This window comes from Ferruginibacter sp. SUN002 (assembly GCF_050611725.1).
Lineage (GTDB): Bacteria > Bacteroidota > Bacteroidia > Chitinophagales > Chitinophagaceae > Ferruginibacter.
On the sequence record NZ_JBODJB010000001.1, the window covers coordinates 212,114 to 228,761 of the forward strand.

Annotated in this window: 14 protein-coding genes; 4 read left to right on the forward strand and 10 right to left on the reverse strand. The window is 35.4% G+C overall.

Translation table 11 applies throughout. The features are described 5' to 3' along the window. Nucleotides 1–52: 52 nt before the first annotated feature. On the forward strand, nt 53–1,333 hold the full coding sequence (gene glyA, locus ACQ33O_RS00905; RefSeq protein WP_430993659.1) for a serine hydroxymethyltransferase: 1,281 nt from the start codon (nt 53–55) through the stop codon (nt 1,331–1,333). A 93-nt stretch (nt 1,334–1,426) separates the two neighbouring features. Then, nucleotides 1,427–1,840, forward strand: coding sequence for a DUF4293 family protein (locus tag ACQ33O_RS00910; protein WP_430993660.1), 414 nt, complete (start codon nt 1,427–1,429; stop codon nt 1,838–1,840). A gap of 2 nt (nt 1,841–1,842) precedes the next feature. Here ACQ33O_RS00910 and ACQ33O_RS00915 read toward each other — a convergent pair whose 3' ends face one another. Both ACQ33O_RS00915 and uvrA read right to left on the reverse strand, forming a co-directional pair. Continuing rightward, the gene (locus ACQ33O_RS00915) at nt 1,843–2,298 is read right to left on the reverse strand and encodes a DoxX family protein (protein ID WP_430993661.1); all 456 of its coding nucleotides are present in this window, start codon (nt 2,296–2,298) and stop codon (nt 1,843–1,845) included. Nucleotides 2,299–2,421: 123 nt separating this feature from the next. Beyond that, nucleotides 2,422–5,268, reverse strand: coding sequence for an excinuclease ABC subunit UvrA (gene uvrA, locus ACQ33O_RS00920; RefSeq protein WP_430993662.1), 2,847 nt, complete (start codon nt 5,266–5,268; stop codon nt 2,422–2,424). Nucleotides 5,269–5,560: 292 nt separating this feature from the next. On the opposite strand from uvrA, the gene ACQ33O_RS00925 reads away from it, so the two are divergent. Further along, nucleotides 5,561–6,142, forward strand: coding sequence for an RNA polymerase sigma factor (locus ACQ33O_RS00925; protein ID WP_430993663.1), 582 nt, complete (start codon nt 5,561–5,563; stop codon nt 6,140–6,142). A gap of 687 nt (nt 6,143–6,829) precedes the next feature. Here the strand turns inward: ACQ33O_RS00925 and ACQ33O_RS00930 are convergent. The 5 genes from ACQ33O_RS00930 to ACQ33O_RS00950 all read right to left on the reverse strand — a co-directional run bounded on the left by ACQ33O_RS00930 (nt 6,830) and on the right by ACQ33O_RS00950 (nt 11,710). Beyond that, a complete protein-coding gene (locus ACQ33O_RS00930; RefSeq protein WP_430993664.1) occupies nt 6,830–7,369 on the reverse strand; it encodes a hypothetical protein in 540 nt (179 codons plus the stop codon). Between the two features lie 334 nt (nt 7,370–7,703). Beyond that, the gene (locus ACQ33O_RS00935) at nt 7,704–8,156 is read right to left on the reverse strand and encodes a hypothetical protein (protein WP_430993665.1); all 453 of its coding nucleotides are present in this window, start codon (nt 8,154–8,156) and stop codon (nt 7,704–7,706) included. Between the two features lie 201 nt (nt 8,157–8,357). After that, nucleotides 8,358–9,029: a phosphoribosylformylglycinamidine synthase subunit PurQ gene (gene purQ / locus ACQ33O_RS00940; protein ID WP_430993666.1), complete on the reverse strand. Its 672-nt coding sequence runs from the start codon at nt 9,027–9,029 to the stop codon at nt 8,358–8,360. A gap of 127 nt (nt 9,030–9,156) precedes the next feature. Then, nucleotides 9,157–10,137, reverse strand: a complete 981-nt coding sequence (locus ACQ33O_RS00945; RefSeq protein WP_430993667.1) for a DUF6427 family protein — start codon at nt 10,135–10,137, stop codon at nt 9,157–9,159. A 55-nt stretch (nt 10,138–10,192) separates the two neighbouring features. After that, nucleotides 10,193–11,710 carry a hypothetical protein gene (locus ACQ33O_RS00950; RefSeq protein WP_430993668.1) on the reverse strand — a complete coding sequence of 506 codons (1,518 nt, stop codon included), beginning with the start codon at nt 11,708–11,710 and terminating at the stop codon, nt 10,193–10,195. A 99-nt stretch (nt 11,711–11,809) separates the two neighbouring features. Here ACQ33O_RS00950 and ACQ33O_RS00955 point away from each other — a divergent pair, with 99 nt between their 5' ends. Continuing rightward, a complete protein-coding gene (locus ACQ33O_RS00955; protein WP_430993669.1) occupies nt 11,810–12,709 on the forward strand; it encodes a TIGR01777 family oxidoreductase in 900 nt (299 codons plus the stop codon). A gap of 45 nt (nt 12,710–12,754) precedes the next feature. Here ACQ33O_RS00955 and ACQ33O_RS00960 read toward each other — a convergent pair whose 3' ends face one another. From ACQ33O_RS00960 to ACQ33O_RS00970, 3 genes are read right to left on the reverse strand one after another with little or no spacing between them, the layout of a single operon-like run. Continuing rightward, nucleotides 12,755–13,408, reverse strand: a complete 654-nt coding sequence (locus ACQ33O_RS00960) for a peptidase M10 (protein WP_430993670.1) — start codon at nt 13,406–13,408, stop codon at nt 12,755–12,757. 20 nt (nt 13,409–13,428) lie between these two features. Continuing rightward, nucleotides 13,429–14,034, reverse strand: a complete 606-nt coding sequence (locus ACQ33O_RS00965; RefSeq protein ID WP_430993671.1) for a C40 family peptidase — start codon at nt 14,032–14,034, stop codon at nt 13,429–13,431. 15 nt (nt 14,035–14,049) lie between these two features. Beyond that, the gene (locus ACQ33O_RS00970; RefSeq protein WP_430993672.1) at nt 14,050–16,428 is read right to left on the reverse strand and encodes a 3-hydroxyacyl-CoA dehydrogenase/enoyl-CoA hydratase family protein; all 2,379 of its coding nucleotides are present in this window, start codon (nt 16,426–16,428) and stop codon (nt 14,050–14,052) included. Between the last annotated feature and the right edge of the window lie 220 nt (nt 16,429–16,648).

The following is a 16,648-nucleotide window of genomic DNA, read 5'->3' on the forward strand; positions in this document are numbered from 1 at the left end:
TTATGAACCATACCCGTTGTATATTTGCAAAAATTTACAACACCACATAATTATGCAAAAAGATACATTAGTTTTTGATTTGATACGTAAGGAACTAGAACGTCAACGTCATGGAATTGAATTAATTGCTTCGGAAAACTTCACCTCTTTACAAGTGATGCAAGCAATGGGCAATGTAATGACCAATAAATACGCAGAAGGGTATCCGGGCAGAAGATATTATGCAGGTTGTGAGATCGTTGATCAAACTGAACAATTAGCAATAGATAGATTAAATAAAATTTTTGGTTGCGAATATGCTAACGTGCAACCACATAGCGGTGCTCAAGCAAATGCAGCAGTAGCTTTAGCTATTTTACAACCGGGTGATAGAATATTAGGACTTGACCTGAGTATGGGTGGTCACCTAACACATGGTTCGGCAGTAAATTATTCTGGTAAATTATATGAACCACATTTTTATGGTGTTATTAAAGAAACCGGTTTGGTTGATTACGATACCTTAGAAAAGAAAGCAAGAGAGTTAAAACCCAAACTGATCATCTGCGGAGCAAGTGCTTACAGCCGTGACTGGGATTATGCCAGAATCAGAAAAGTAGCTGACGAGGTTGGTGCTTTGGTACATTGTGATATGGCACACCCGGCAGGTTTGATCGCTAAAGGCTTATTGAACTCTCCGTTTGAACATTGTCAGATCGTTACTTCTACTACACATAAAACTTTACGTGGACCAAGAGGTGGTATTATCTTGATGAAAAAAGATTTTGAAAACCCATGGGGATTGAAAGATGTAAAAGGTAATATCCGCATGATGAGTAATTTGTTGGATATGGCTGTATTCCCCGGTATTCAAGGCGGACCATTAGAACATGTAATTGCTGCAAAAGCTGTTGCCTTTGGAGAAATTCTGTCGGATGACTTTACCGTGTATGCAAAACAAGTGATCAGCAACGCACAGGCAATGGCTAAAGCGTTTGTTGATAAAGGCTATCAGTTGATCAGTAACGGTACAGACAATCATTTAATGTTGATAGATCTTCGTAATAAAGATATCAGTGGTAAAAAAGCAGAACAAGCATTGGTGAAAGCTGATATCACTTTAAATAAGAACATGGTTCCTTTTGATGATAAGAGCGCATTTGTAACTTCGGGTATCCGTGTGGGTACAGCTGCTATTACAACAAGAGGTTTTAAAGAAGAGCATATGAGCTTTGTTGTTGATTCAATTGACAAGGTGTTGATGAATGCTGATGACGAGGCATTGATCTCAAAAGTTCGTGGAGATGTAAATGAGTTTATGAAACAGTTTGTACTTTATCCGGAATTGGGATAATTGTTCAAGAGGTTCTAAAAGTTTAATAAGTTTAAAATGCTTGTTTAACTTGTTGAACCTTTTCAACGTTTTAAACATATTAAACTTAAGAAAATGATACAACGCATTCAATCAATCTGGCTTTTACTGGCATCGGTTTTTGCATTTTGTACAATTCGTTTTTCTACTTACAGCGGTACCGATATTAATAATGTTCCTTACACCAAACTTACGGGTGCTACGGGAGGATTTTTAATTCTAACACTTACTATACTTGTTGGATTACTTGCCGCAGTTGCTATCTTTTTATTTAAGAACAGAAATACACAGCTATGGCTTTGCGTTGGTGGCGTAGCTGCTGAAATCATATTATTGTTGTTGTACTACGGACAGATAAAAACCTTTGCGCAGGGTACACTTTCCCTTACTGCGATCATTCATCCTGCCATCATAACATTTTTTGTGTTGGCTGTAAAAGGCATCCTTAATGATAAAAAGATAATTGAGGATAGTGACAGGTTGAGATAATATTACTGCCCACCTTTATACTTCGGCCGCTCCTCTTCTTTTATTTTTATCGACAATGGCCCATTACCAATGATCAAAAAATAAACAAGCAATAAGAGTACTATAAGCGTTACAAATATTTCGGAATAGGTTCTGAAAATATCTTCGTGAGCATGTACAAATATCAATGCCCCCAGCAAAATTGGTATCTGAATCAAACAGGCTAATCTTGTGAGAAAGCCCAATACCATCAAAACTCCTCCTACTATATGTGCAAACACGATATAGTGACTGAATAAGAGAGCCCAAAAACTGTTGAACTGAGATTTGCCCGTCATTACACTTACAAGTTGACTGGTATTACGAAGAAAGTCGATGCCCTTGTAAAGCAGGAATATGCCTAAAACTATACGTATTACGTCTAACCATTTAGGGTGATGTCTATCGCCCCAAATTTCTAAGCGGTGTACTAAATTCATATAGCAAGATTTAGAAGTGAAGAAAAAAGAACTAACTAAATCTACTAAATATTATTGGGGATTCAAAGCTAATTAACGCTTTTCTTAGGTGTTTGAGGGCTTAGAGCCGTATTGATGCCTTCGCTACAAAAACTTGCCGGTGTAACTTTCTTTACATTTTTTTAGGTCTTCGGGCCTACCTGCAAAAACCAACTTACCACCTCCATCGCCTGCTTCTGGGCCAAGGTCAATTACCCAATCTGCAGACTTGATCACATCGGTATTGTGTTCAATAACCAATATGGTATGCCCTTGCTCAATCAAGGCATTGAATGAAGTGAGTAATTTTTTTATATCATGAAAATGAAGACCTGTTGTTGGTTCATCAAAAATGAATAATATTTTTCCCTGCGCTTTTCCTTTGCCTAAAAAAGATGCAAGCTTTACTCTTTGTGCTTCTCCTCCGGACAATGTATTACTTGACTGACCAAGTTTTACATAACCCAACCCCACATCACTTAAGGGTTGTATCTTCTTTGCCACATCATGCTCATCGGCAAAAAAATCAATGGATTCATCAACACTCATGTCAAGTACTTCATAAATATTTTTATCGTTGTACTTTACTTCTAAAACTTCTTCTTTGAATTTTTTACCGCCGCAAACTTCGCAGGTCAAATGCACATCTGCTAAAAATTGCATTTCTACAATTTGTTCTCCTTCTCCTTTGCAGGTATCACATCTGCCACCATCAACATTAAATGAAAAATGTTTTGGTTGAAAACCTCTTAGTTTACTCAATGGTTGTTTCGCAAATAACTCTCTTATCTCATCATACGCTTTAATATAAGTAACAGGATTGCTTCTGGATGATTTACCGATCGGATTTTGATCTACCATTTCTATTTGTGAAACAGCATCAATATCTCCACTAACAGCTTTATGCAAACCGGGTCTGTCTGCAATCCCTTCTTTTATTTTTTGCAAAGCAGGAAATAATATTTGTTTCACTAAAGTTGTTTTACCACTTCCACTTACACCACTAACAACACACAACACATTCAATGGAAATTCAACCGTGATATTTTTCAAATTGTTTTGTCTGGCTCCTTCAACTTTAATGCTGCGATTCCATTTACGTATATTTTTTGGCGGCTCAATTTGTAGAGCTCCGCTTAAATATTTTCCTGTCAGACTTTCTTTATTGGCAATCAACTCATCATAATTACCCGATGCAATAACTTCTCCACCCAAATGACTTGCCAACGGCCCCATATCAATGATATGATCTGCTTCTCTCATCATCATTTCATCGTGTTCAACAACAACAACGGTATTGCCCAGATCTCTTAACTCTTTTAAAACACCAATGAGTTTTTCTGTATCCCTACTATGTAAGCCAATTGAAGGTTCATCTAATATGTATAATGAATTGGTAAGATTGCTACCCAAACTTCTTGTTAATTGAATACGCTGACTTTCCCCGCCACTCAATGAGTTGGCTAAACGATTTAAAGTGAGATAGCCTAATCCTACGTCTAGTAATGTTTTTAAACGATGATGAATTTCCAATAAGATTCTTTTTGCAACCTTACTATCGTATTCAGACAATTTCAGCTCATCAAACCATACTTTCAAATCTCTTACGGGTAATTCACATAGTTCTCCAATATGCTTTCCATTTATCTTAACATACAATGCTTCTTTTCGAAGGCGATAACCATTACAATCAGTACAAGTTGTTTTACCTCTATACCTGCTTAACAAAACCCTGTATTGTACCTTATAAAGATTCGCTTCTACTTCTTTGAAAAAATCATTGATGCCTTGTGCATGATCGTTCCCTTCCCAAAGCAATTTTAATTCTGCATCGGAAAGATCAATGATCGGTTTATGGATCGGAAAATTTGTTTTTTTTGCAGCCTTGATGAATTGATCTTTCCACCAACTTAATTTTTCGCCTTTCCATGGGGCAACAGCCGATTCGTATAGACTTAAGTTTTTGTTTGGAATGATAAGATCAGGATCTAAACCTAGTATCTGACTAAAGCCTTCGCAAGTAGGACAAGCCCCAAAAGGATTATTGAATGAAAAAAGATTTGGAACAGGCTCTTCAAATACAATTCCATCCAATTCAAATTTATTGTTGAAATGCAATGTCTTTGTATCATTTACCATCAACATCATTTCACCCTCACCTTCATAAAAAGCAGTGCCTACTGAATCGGATATTCTATGTATATCATCCTCATCAAAAGTCTTAACAACAATTCTATCTATTAAAATGTACGATGTATGATGTTCGATGTTCGATGTAAGCCTTTTCTTTAGATCTTTATCAGTTAGTTCTAAGAGCTCTTCTATTCGCAATATCTCAAGTTCTTTTTCTTTTGGAGATGTTGGAGATGCAATTCTTGTAAAACCCTTTTGTAATAAAATATTTAATTCTTCTTTCAACTCACGTTTTGTATGTTGTTTGAAAGGAACGAGTATTAAAACCTTGTCGCCCTCTTTAAAATGCTGAACCGCTTTTATTACATCAGCTACATCGTCTTTCTTAACTTCTCTTCCGCTCACAGGAGAAATGGTTTTACCGACTCTTGCAAAAAGTAATCGTAAATAATCATATATCTCGGTCATGCTACCCACTGTACTACGAGGTGTACGGGTAACTACTTTTTGTTCTATGGCGATGGCAGGACAAAGGCCTTTTATATAATCCACATCCGGTTTATCCATCCGTTGCATAAACTGACGGGCATAGGCGCTCAAACTTTCTGCATACCTGCGCTGCCCTTCGGCAAATAAAGTATCGATAGTTAGAGAAGATTTTCCTGAGCCGGACACACCGGTAACTACTACCAGTTTATTACGTGGTATTGTTACTGTTACATTCTTAAGATTGTGCACTCTTGCACCCTTAATGTAAATTCCCTCAGTAGTATTTGCAGGTGAATTTTTGACCGTTTGCCTAATCGATTTTGTTTTCATTTTATTGCGATTACAAATTTAGTATGTTAGTCCCACGATTTATTATTTATATCTGAAAATCGATGTAATGCCCGTCAATACTGGGTCTGAAAATTTTACTAAGTAGTTCTACGATAAAAATTGACCTAAAAATGGTCAATTGTACTCTATAAAAATCAAAAAAGGCATTCTATTTTTACAGTCCAATATCCAATAAGAGAAAAGCCCCAGAGCCTGTCTTACTAAGTGCTTCCACGCCTTCCCTTACACGATGTTGGTACACACAATCCTTAATCTTTAAACTGGCAAGTTTATGAAAAACCTTACAAACCTTACTGATCAGCAATTGATCCACCTTTACATGGACGGCAATGCAGATGCTCTTTCAACGTTAGTTATGCGTTACAAAGACAAAATTTACACTTCTATTTATTTACTTGTAAAAGACAAGTATTTAGCTGAAGACATGTTCCAGGATGTATTTATCCGTGTGATCGACACTTTAAAAAGTGGCCGATATACAGACGAAGGTAAATTCTTACCATGGGCATTACGTATTGCACACAATATGTGTGTAGATCATTTCAGAAAAGTTAAACGTGGTCCGAGTATTAAAACCAGCGACGACCGTGACATTTTTGAAGTGTTGAATTTCTCTGAACCGGGAGCTGAACACAAGATCATGCAAAGTCAAAGTCATGACAGAGTTAGAAAGCTGATCGACATGCTTCCTGAAGATCAACGTGAAGTGATCATTATGCGTCACTATGCTGATTTGAGTTTTAAAGAAATAGCAGATTTAACTAAATGCAGCATAAACACTGCGTTGGGTCGTATGCGTTATGGTTTAATAAACCTACGCAGAATGATGACAGAAAAACAAATAGCACTATAGAAGAATATTAAAACCCTGATTAGCAAAACAACATTAAAGCCCTCCGTAAAGAGGGCTTTGTGTTTATACTCATTTCATTTTCAATAAATATAACTGAGCCCCAATAAACAAAAAGCAATATTGATTACCAGCTGTAAAAGCAATAACCTAATATTTTTTTTGTCGACAAAAGTATTCTTGAAATAGTATAAATAAATTACCTCAATAAGTATTAGACAGTTTGCAATAAATAAAAATGTTGGTATCCACAGTAGCTTGGAATTCTCTGAGAAATGTCTGATTGTTGATAAGATAATATAGAAAATAAGTGTAGACAAGCCAACAATATTTCTAATATATACTATTTTGAATCTATCAAACTTTGCCATAGTTTATTTCTTTAAGTCGTTTTTCTATTGATACAAATTTTTCCAAGCAACGTCTCCTTTAGGGACGTTGCGTACTTATTACTAATAATCTTACAATTTACTTAAATCCATATCATCCATAATTCTGGAGAACAACTCGTTTTACTGGACATTGTAAAATAAAAACCTTTAGATGTAAAAATTCAGCTAAAGGTTGTATCAATATGTATATTGCAAAAAATGTTATGCTAGACGCAACGTCCCGTGTCGGAGACGTTGCTGGGACAAAGCATGTTTATTTTTACAGCCAACTAGTATTAAGAAAAATAGGAACGCAGATTTATCTATAATATTCATATTGTTTTTTATACAAAGTGAAATCGCCATCTAAGAATGTAGTACGATCATATTTCCCAACTGTCAAACTTAATCTCTTTTTGTTCTTTTTTTGAAAGCCTAAAGAAATATTATAGGCCTTTGACGAGAAACTATAAACAGAATCGCATACATAATCAACCTTTTTATTTTCATCAAATATTGGAGAGCCTTCCGGTAACTCCCAGCCGCCCTCTTCATTCTTAAATCTGATCAATTTTGCTACCCCACTTATCACTTTTTTTCTTTTGTTTTTCACAAAGACTATCTCAAATTTCAGTTGAAGGGCATTTATTTTATTGAGGTTTGCCTTAATGTTTATTGTATCATTTTTTAACGAATAATAAAGGGGCTCTTTAGTGTTTTTTTCGGAAAAATCACTTTGCATTGCCTTTGGGTATATAGTACCATTCTTGGTAGACCACAGATGAGTTGTTTTAAAACTATATCCAGCAATGATTAATCCGAACGCAGCTCCGATTGCCAATGACTTTGAAATAACCATATTATAAAAATTAAACTGTAAAAAATCAAATAATTAGTATCTTATCGAGAATCCATAAAATTGAGTGATCTTTTTTCAGCAACGTCTCCTTTAGGGGCTTTGCGTACTTATTACTAATAATCTTACAATTTACTTAAATCCATATCATCCATAATTCTGGAGAACAACTCGATTTAATGATATTGTAAAATACAAACCTTTAGACGTAAAAATTCAGCTAAAGGTTGTATCAAAATGTATATTGCAAAAACTGTTATGCTAGACGCAACGTCCCGTGCCGGAGACGTTGCTGGGACAAGGCGAAGAGGGTTTTATGTTTATGATAAAACAGAAATCAAAAAACTCTTGAAAGTTTTTTGATGAATTTCCATTTTTTCCGAATGTACTCCTTAGCATTAAAATCACACCAAGAATACACGTTTAACATACTAGTATTGCCCTCATAGGATTTTATAAATTCATTTAGAGTAACATCAACAACTGTTTTTTGAAAGGTATCAGTTAATGCATATATATCAGCAATCTTAAATCTCTCTAAAGTAGAACCATAAATTAAGTAACCGAGATACAATGGACTTTGAAAATGATCTGCTGACGTGTCACGACGATTAACCAATAATTCGATGTGTGCATCGATACATTGGCATTTCATTAAGTTAGTTAGATGAGTTTTTACATCAACCCAATTTATTGGTTTCGGTTTAATTGTATCTATCGCTGGGTTTTGTGCAAAGGTAAATTCCGAAACAAAAATAATGAGTCCGAGAGTAAGAATCAGATGCTTCATAAAGAATATTTTTTACTGCCGTAAGTCTTTTACCTACTATCTCATTAAAATTAATAAATACTCCCTATACGCTGTCACTTGGTTGCTGGCCATTCCCTGTTCCTCCCAACTTGAGGTGCCAAATAGGTTCCTCAAGTTTTAGATCGTTTCCAACTAAATAGCCCTCCAAAAGAGGGCTATGTGTTTATGATGAGTTTTTATTTAATTTATCCCAAACAAATGTGCAAACACTTTTCTTCCATCTTCATTTCCTAAAATATTACTGGTAGCTCTTTCTGGATGAGGCATCATGCCAAATACATTTCTTTCTTTGTTGCAGATACCGGCTATATTATGTGTGGCACCATTTGGATTGGCAGATGAGGTAACCGTTCCTTTTTCATCGCAATAACGATAAATGATCTGACGATGCATTTCCAATTCTTCTAATGTTTTATCATCGGCAAAATATCTTCCTTCGCCATGAGCAACCGGAATTTTTAATGCAGAACTGCCTTCGGCTGCTGCTTCTTTAATGAATACATTTTTACAAACAAATTGTTGTTGTTGGTTACGTAACAATGCACCCGGTAATAAACCACTTTCACATAAAATTTGAAATCCATTACAAACGCCCAGTACTTTACCCCCTTTATTTGCAAATTCTATCACACTTTGCATCATCGGACTAAATTTTGCAATAGCACCACAACGTAAATAATCTCCGAAACTAAAGCCACCGGGTAATACAATGCAATCATCTGTTGTAAAACTGCTGATGTCCTGATCTTTATGCCAAAGTTCTACTACTTCCTGTCCAAGATCGTTTCTAAGTGATTCGATCATGTCTCTGTCGCAATTACTTCCGGGAAAAACTACTACGCCGAATTTCATGTGAAATTATTTTACTATGTGTATTTGATGAATAATGAGTTGCCGTACAAGTGAGTGACACAACGATGATGCCATGAAAAACAAATGCCGGTTACAAAAATTTACGCAAAGGTAATTATTCATTTCATTATTTCACGAAGTAACTAAAAGCCACCACAAAAGCTACCATTATCCAATGCAGCCAGGTGGGAAACCACTTTTTTTCGGGGTATAAAAATGCGCAGGCTACAAAGGCGGAAAGCGGCACGGCACATAAGATCCAATACTGAAAAGTATAAGTGGCATTAATAAATGGGATGAATATGGCTACCAAAAAATACAAAAAAACCAATTGCCAGCTTTTACGTGATTGCACCAGTTGACGAAGAAAATTTTTCTGCATGTAATACAATCCTACAATGGTTGCAAACAAAACAATAATGATGGCAGCTAATGCCCAGTTAGAATCATAGAACTTAGGGTAACTGAACGCTATGCCGGGGAATGTATAGCTCTTCAACCGATCGGTTAAAAATGCAATGGCCAACACAAAATAATAAGGTGTGATAATGCCTAATAAAGCGATCAACCATTCGGCTAATTTAAAAGGTCTTGTTATAACCAACCCGAAAACAATTAACAGGGCAAAAGCAATTGAAGGAAAATAAAAAAATGTGCTCAAGCCAATGGCAATACCGATATTGAATAATGCCGTTTTAGGATTGGGGCTGTTATACAAAGCACTCATACGTGCCCAAACCCATATCAGCAATGTATTGATGATGAGTGATGCGGATAAAATATTCCACTCGGTGAATAAAGATGTAACGAGCAAATAACTCATTGCTGTTAAATAGTTCGATCTTGGCATGAGGCGTTGATCGCTTACCAACTTATTAAAAACAATGGCCTGCATATACAATAATACAAATGCTATAATAGGGTAGATTGCAGGAATGGTTTTACCAATAGCCGATAACTGTGCTAATAAAGCTTTGAATAAAAATCCGTCGGTCTTTTGCTCTACCGGAATAACAGGATGCAGAAACATATGCAACTTCAGCAGAAGCCCATATACTAAAAGTAAAAAATTATTATAGGGATTGTTGGCTTTAAATGTGCCTGTCACTGTTTAATTATTTATTCTGCAAATGTGATTAATAAATGTGGCTTAAAAAAATTCGTTAGTAATCTATTTTAGCAAAACAGATCAACGAATTTCTGAAAGTGCATGGAATAATGATCTGTCTTGCTCCTACCTGTTTACCAAATTGTGGCATAAACTCATACCCTTCGTCTAATTTTCTGAATGTCGCATTTCTGGTTACACTACCATCGGCCGTAATACTGTAATCAGACAACAACTGTTTTCTTCTTTCTAAAAGATTGAAGAAAAAGTGAATTTGTCCGCCTGTATTAAAATTAACGAAGGATAAATAATTATCGTTATCATTATCAAATTGCTCTTTTTCTATAATCCTGCTCCATTGAGCAACGGCCTTACTATCAAAACTAATTGCAAGTAAACTGTTGTAAATATATTTTGTATTGGGTGCATTGTTATTATTGTAAAACGATCTGTAAAACGGATCATAGTAATAACCGTAGGGATTAGAATAAGGGGAATAGAAATAATCCCAGCGGTTCCAGATATTGTTGTTATTATAACCCTGGCTAATAGTATAAAAATCTTCAGCTATGAGGATAAAACCTCCATCTTTTTTTACTATAATATTTTTAATGAAGAAATTGTCGAAAGCTGTTCGTATGGATGCATTCTTTTTTGCAAGGGCTCTAATCTCTTCATCGAGGTATAAAAAACGATTGACAAATAAAGAATCTCCTTGCTTATCCCAGATAAATGAAAAGATACCATCAATACTGCCTCTTTTTTGTTTGTAGTAAAAAGAGTTGATAAGATAGCGCTTATTTACATTGTCAATTTTTAATTTTATTTCGTCCAGATATTTTTCATTCAGATCAATATCATGTTTCATCAATGTATCGGCCGCAACAGATTTTACATACAACTGCATTTGGCTTGAATAATCGGCATTGCCGGATGTAGTAGATCTGGTAAAAACAAAATTGCCTTCATTGTCTAATAGAAAATTATTATAGATATCTTTCTTTTCATTGAACGGCAGTATATAATCTGCCTTATTGATAAATTTTAATTCGTTGTTGAATAATAGGGTCGAAAAATTCAATCGTTCATTTTTCTTCTGAATTTTAAAAATGGAAATGAATTTTTTATCTTCACTGTTAATAACACTATAAATTTTATTATCACCAAAAACATTGATTGATGTGGAATCCAGCTTAACCGGCTTTTCAATCATATTACCCTCAGCATCTAATTTTACCGCCATACAATACACTATCCTCTTTCGCTGATATTGATAGATGAGATAAAAAAAGTCAGGATAAGTAATAAAGTCAACATTAAAAGTTTTTCCTTCTATAATATCAAGGTCTTTTTTGTCCTTCAAAACCATACTATCGTTGTACACAGAAATAGCATATTTAAAACGAATGTTCTTAAAAACAAGAATATTGCTTTTTACTTTACCGATGATCTCAAAATTAATATCACGATTGTCGTTTGCTAGTGGCTCGGTATAAGTAATACGTTGAGCATTGCCAACAACCGGCAATAAACAATAAGCAATAAACAAAAGAGTTGACAGGCACCTTATCATACAAATTATTCTTCTTTAAAATTACACCTAAAACAGCCAATTTAAATATTTGAACAAGATAAAATTTGTTTTGTTTAGATTGCGATATTATTTAACTATATGCAAACAGTTTTAATTACAGGCGGTACGGGTCTTATTGGTAAAACACTTACTAATGCATTACTGCAAAAAGGATACCACGTGATCGTCCTAAGCAGAAAAAGTCAACCTTCATCCGGCAATGTTACGTATGCCCAATGGGATATTGATAAAAAAACAATTGATGTTACGGCTGTACAAAAAGCTGACTACATCATCCATCTTGCCGGTGCCGGCGTGGTAGATAAAAAATGGACGACAGCTTATAAAAAAGAGATACAAGATAGCAGAACCAAGAGCAGTGAATTATTGATCGATACTTTAAAAAACAATACTCATAAAATAAAAGCTGTGATCAGTGCTTCGGCTATAGGCTGGTATATTCCTTCCGACATTTTACATACAGAAGATGAAAAAGCTGACGATAGTTTTTTAGGTGAAACCTGCCGGCTTTGGGAAGAAAGTGTTGAGCCATTCAAGCAACTGAATATCCGTGTGGCAAAACTCAGAATTGGTATTGTATTGAGTAAAGATGGAGGAGCTTTGGCAGAATTTATTAAGCCGATAAAATTTGGCGTAGCTGCAATTTTAGGAAGTGGCAAACAACTGATCAGCTGGATACATATTGATGACCTTTGTCGATTGTTTATTTATGGTATAGAAAATCAAAACATCAATAGTATTTATAATGCTGTAGCATCAGAGCCTGTAACCAATAAAACACTTACCCTTTCGCTTGCAAAAAAATTGAAGGGGAGGTTTTTTATTCCGATGCATGTTCCAGAATTTGTGTTAAAGATCATGCTGGGAGGAAGAAGTGTTGAAATTTTGAAAAGTAGTAGGGTGAGTAATGAGAAGATATTGAAAGAAGGGTTTGTGTTTTCTTTTGATACAATTGATAAAGCCATAGAAAATCTGTAGACTGTAAAAACAATAAATTGGTTGTAACAAGAAGAAATCAATTACTCAGGAATTATGTTTTTCATGCCACACAGAACTAAAACCACCAATTACAGCAAATCCATTTCTATCAAATTGTAATTTTTGCAAATTCAAATCATCAATATCTTTTTGCAAAACTTTTCTCGTAAACGGATTCATGGTGCCGCCGGGTTTTAGTGGCTCAGCATTAGGATCATATTGAAATGCAGGATCAGTAATGGTTCCTCTTGGATACATAATTCCGGGAGCTCCCATTCCTCTAATATCCAATTCATGTGGATGATCGAGCCCAATAGTGTGGCCATATTCATGAGCAGCGGTAGTAGAGTTATTTAATAGATTATCCAGTTTAAAATAACCGGTATTAGAATTCACCGCATCCACAAATGAGATATTTCCGGTAGCATGTTCTTCTATTCTGAAATAATTATTTCTGGGATTGGTATTTTCAAAAACCATTTGAGGAGATAATGATCTTGACCAAATGCCTTCAATATCAAATACAACTTTGTAAATATCATTTTTGATCTTCACTTTTCCGTTAGCTTCGTTCCAATGTTGTTGTATGTCTTCTGCAATTTGAATTGATAAAAGATCGTTAGCGGCATCTCCATAAAAAAATAATACGGAATGAATAATGAGTTGTTTTTTATGTGGTAGTAATTCTGCTTCTCCCATACTTTAATATCAATTAGTCTCTATTTAGTTAATACATCAATCACACTTACAAATCTGCTTTGATAATAAACACTTTCCATTGAAGTGATTGTAACACTGTTTACTTTACCGCTGCTGGAATGTATGAACGATGGTTTGCCATTAATAATATCAATCACAATACCAATATGACCAATGGTCAATTCTTTTGGATTGGTTCCTCTAAATAATATCAGATCGCCTTTGGTGCAAGTTGACAGATCTTTTTGCTTACCTATTTTTTCAAAATCATAAGAAGACCTTGGAACATTTATTTTAAAATGATTAAAAACATAAGTAATAAATCCGGAGCAATCAAAACCTTTTGAAGGATCAGTACTTCCATATAAATAAGGCACTCCCAATAATGTTTTTGCAAACGACACCAAACTATCTCTGTTTATAATATCCTGTTGTGCTGATGAAATATTTGTATGAATTGTACGAGGAACAACGGTATCAATTTTTTTATTAATTACCTCAATAGCAGAAATTGAATCTGCAGCAGGATAAACAGGTACTTGAACAGCTGGACCTTCTTTTAGAAATACAAAACAACAAACCGTTATGATTCCTCCTACTAACAATCCTGCTATAAAATTCTTCATACCGGTAATTTACCATTAATTCCTCAGAGGTTTGCCACTTTTTAAAACCGACTGAATTCTTTCCAAAGTTTTCTTTTCGCCACATAAACTTAAAAATGCTTCTCTTTCCAAATTCAATAAATATTGTTCGCTCACTAATTGCGGTTCACTCAGATCGCCACCGCACATTACATATGCTAATTTTTTAGCCACCGTTGCATCATGTGCTGTTGCATAATTAGCCGTTTGCATACCATTGATACCTGCTAACAATGTACCTAAAGCACTACGTCCTAAAACTTTAATATCGTTGCGTTGTACCGGCATTACATATCCATCATCGTACAATTCAATCACTGCTTGTTTTGCTTCAGCAATTCTTCTTCCCTGATTAATGCTGATAATATCTCTGCCTTTTCTATATATACCAAGATCAAAAGCTTCGTGTGCACTGGTTGACACTTTTGCAGTGGCAATGTTTAGGAATCGATTTTGCAATGTAAGTGTATCCACTTCCCCCTCATGCATTTCATCTGCAGCACGTAAAACAAATTCCTTTGTACCGGCACCACCGGGTATTACACCAATGCCTACTTCAACTAAACCTGTGTAAGTTTCCGCAGCCGCAATTACTTTATCGGCATGTAAACTCATTTCACAGGCACCACCTAAAGCCAATCCATGAGGAGCTACCACAACCGGAATGCTCGAATATCTTACTCTCATAACCGTTTGCTGAAATTGACGAATAGCCATATCGATCTCGTCATAGTCTTGTTCTATCGCCAACATGAATATCATACCCACATTTGCACCTGCACTAAAATTATTTCCTTCATTTGCAATAACCAATCCTTTATATTTTTCTTCTGCCAATGCGATGGATCTTTGTACGCCTTCTAATACCTCGCCGCCAATACTACCCATTTTGGTGTACCATTCCAGGCCCAACACATCATTACCTAAATGATAGGTACGGCAAGCAGAATTTTTCCAAACCGTTTCATTAGCAAAATTCTTCATTACAATAAATGCTTCGCCGCCAGGTAAGGGCTTGTATTTTTTACTACTAACATCATAGCATAAACGCTTTCCATTCTCTACTTTATAAAATGATGTATTTCCTTCAGCCAACATTTCATCAACCCAAGCAGCTACTTTATAACCAGCCGCTTTCATCGCTTCTGTTGTCTTTGCAACACCCAATGTATCCCAACTTTCGAAAGGCCCTATCTCCCAGCCAAAACCGGCCATCATACCATCATCTACTCTGTATAACTCATCGCTTATCTCAGGAATACGATGGCTGATATAAGAAAATAAACTATAATGGAACTGACGATAAAAATCACCTGCCTTATCTGTACCGACACAAAGCGCTTTTAATCGTTGATGCAGATCTTCGATAGGTTTGGCAGTTTCCAGCGTTGCAAATTTGGGTTTAGTTCTTGGTTCATAATTCATCGTTGAGAGACTCAACACCTGAATATCTTTCTCTCCTCCTGCACCTTTTGTTTTTTTGAAAAACCCCTGACCTGTTTTATCTCCCAACCAATTATTTTCAACCATCTTATTTAACCAGGATGGAATTGTAAATGTGTCTTTTGCTTCATCATTCGGACAATTATCGGCAACACCTTTTGCAACTTTTACCAATGTGTCAATCCCTACAACATCAGCTGTTCTGAAGGTGGCCGATTTTGGTCTGCCGATGATAGGACCGGTCAATGCATCTATTTCATCAATACTTAATTGCAGCTTTTCCATGGCATTCATAATGGCCATCATACCAAACACCCCTACTCGGTTTGCAATAAATGCCGGAGTGTCTTTACACAACACCGTTGTTTTACCTAATTGTAAACTTCCATAGTTCATTAAAAAATCTACAACTGCGTTGTCGGTATCCGGTGTTGGAATAATTTCTAATAAACGTAAATATCTTGGTGGATTGAAAAAGTGTGTGCCGCAAAAATGTTTTTTAAAATCATCACTCCTTCCTTCAGCCATCATATGAATGGGAATGCCCGAAGTGTTGGAAGTAATTAATGTACCGGGTTTACGGAATTTTTCTACTTCAGAAAAAATTGATTGTTTAATGTCAAGTCTTTCAACCACCACTTCAATTACCCAATCGCAGTCTGCGATATCTTTCATATTATCCGTAAAATTTCCTGTTTTAATTTTTTTAACAACATCTTTTGTATAAACAGGAGAAGGATTACTTTTTATGGCAGCTGCCAAAGCGTCGTTTACAATTTTATTTTTTTCTGAAAGTTTTGCATCGGCCAATAAATCCTTGGGTTGTAAATCTAATAATAACACCTGCAACCCTATCCCTGCAAAATGGCAGGCAATTCTACTACCCATTACCCCGCTTCCTAAAACAGCTACTTTTTTTATGGTTCTTTTCATACTATCAATTTTAAGCAATTCGTACTTTTAAAAATTAGTTAGTTAAACAACTATTTCTATCTCGAAATTAAGACTTTTGGAAAAACTTTCAGAAAAAATAATGTTCACTTTGCTTACACATATCAATTGACATAAGTCAAATAGAATTTTTTCTAAAATATTGATGGCTATTAAGTTGAGATTTACGTGTTATTTATAAAAAGATATAGCTAAGCGTCCA

Bases quoted from the DNA above. Each gene is read 5' to 3' on its own strand.
- uvrA (WP_430993662.1), bottom strand. From the start codon at position 5,268: ATGAAAACAAAATCGATTAGGCAAACGGTCAAAAATTCACCTGCAAAT.
- ACQ33O_RS00925 (WP_430993663.1), top strand. From the start codon at position 5,561: ATGAAAAACCTTACAAACCTTACTGATCAGCAATTGATCCACCTTTAC.
- ACQ33O_RS00965 (WP_430993671.1), bottom strand. From the start codon at position 14,034: ATGAAGAATTTTATAGCAGGATTGTTAGTAGGAGGAATCATAACGGTT.
- ACQ33O_RS00960 (WP_430993670.1), bottom strand. From the start codon at position 13,408: ATGGGAGAAGCAGAATTACTACCACATAAAAAACAACTCATTATTCAT.
- ACQ33O_RS00930 (WP_430993664.1), bottom strand. From the start codon at position 7,369: ATGGTTATTTCAAAGTCATTGGCAATCGGAGCTGCGTTCGGATTAATC.
- glyA (WP_430993659.1), top strand. From the start codon at position 53: ATGCAAAAAGATACATTAGTTTTTGATTTGATACGTAAGGAACTAGAA.
- ACQ33O_RS00950 (WP_430993668.1), bottom strand. From the start codon at position 11,710: ATGATAAGGTGCCTGTCAACTCTTTTGTTTATTGCTTATTGTTTATTG.
- ACQ33O_RS00970 (WP_430993672.1), bottom strand. From the start codon at position 16,428: ATGAAAAGAACCATAAAAAAAGTAGCTGTTTTAGGAAGCGGGGTAATG.
- ACQ33O_RS00910 (WP_430993660.1), top strand. From the start codon at position 1,427: ATGATACAACGCATTCAATCAATCTGGCTTTTACTGGCATCGGTTTTT.
- ACQ33O_RS00935 (WP_430993665.1), bottom strand. From the start codon at position 8,156: ATGAAGCATCTGATTCTTACTCTCGGACTCATTATTTTTGTTTCGGAA.
- purQ (WP_430993666.1), bottom strand. From the start codon at position 9,029: ATGAAATTCGGCGTAGTAGTTTTTCCCGGAAGTAATTGCGACAGAGAC.
- ACQ33O_RS00955 (WP_430993669.1), top strand. From the start codon at position 11,810: ATGCAAACAGTTTTAATTACAGGCGGTACGGGTCTTATTGGTAAAACA.
- ACQ33O_RS00915 (WP_430993661.1), bottom strand. From the start codon at position 2,298: ATGAATTTAGTACACCGCTTAGAAATTTGGGGCGATAGACATCACCCT.